This is a genomic window from Rhodococcus sp. IEGM 1305, assembly GCF_030058635.1.
GTDB lineage: Bacteria > Actinomycetota > Actinomycetes > Mycobacteriales > Mycobacteriaceae > Rhodococcus_F > Rhodococcus_F opacus_D.
Genome location: NZ_JASHKX010000088.1, coordinates 1 through 477 on the forward strand (window position 1 = coordinate 1; position 477 = coordinate 477).

Below are 477 nucleotides of genomic sequence, written 5' to 3' on the forward strand. Positions count from 1 at the left end.
GAGGTTTTCTCAGTGAGTTGATCTTGCTTGGGCGGTGTCAGGACCGGATCGCCAAGAGACGCAGAGCCCCTGGTAGGACTGGATTTGCGAAGATCAAGTCCACGAACCAGAGGCTCCACGTGATCACCTATTCTGCCACGCTCGACGTCCCTCGACCGCTCGCCCAGTACCTGTGTCGACTGTTGCAGGCCGACCGCCGCGCACGCGGTACCCGCAGGGGCCGCCGGGCCCTGACTGCGTTCGCCCAGGCGGTACTCGTGCTGCGCTGGTTCCGGCAGGACACCGCGCTCACCGCCCTGGCTCGCGACGCCGGCATCTCGATCGCTACCGGCTACCGGTACCTGCACGAAGGCATCGACGTGCTCGCCGCCCAGGCCCCGGACCTGCCCGACGTGCTGCGCGAGCGCCTCGCCGCCGGCGAGACCCACGTGATCCTCGACGGCACCCTCATCCCCAGCGACCGGGTCGCCGAGACCA

Annotated in this window: 1 protein-coding gene; it reads left to right on the top strand. The window is 68.1% G+C overall.

Features of this window, described 5'->3' with window-relative positions:
* Nucleotides 1–119 precede the first annotated feature (119 nt).
* Nucleotides 120–477 (top strand): transposase (locus QM693_RS37505; RefSeq protein ID WP_462932754.1); only part of this gene is annotated, 358 nt, incomplete at its 3' end.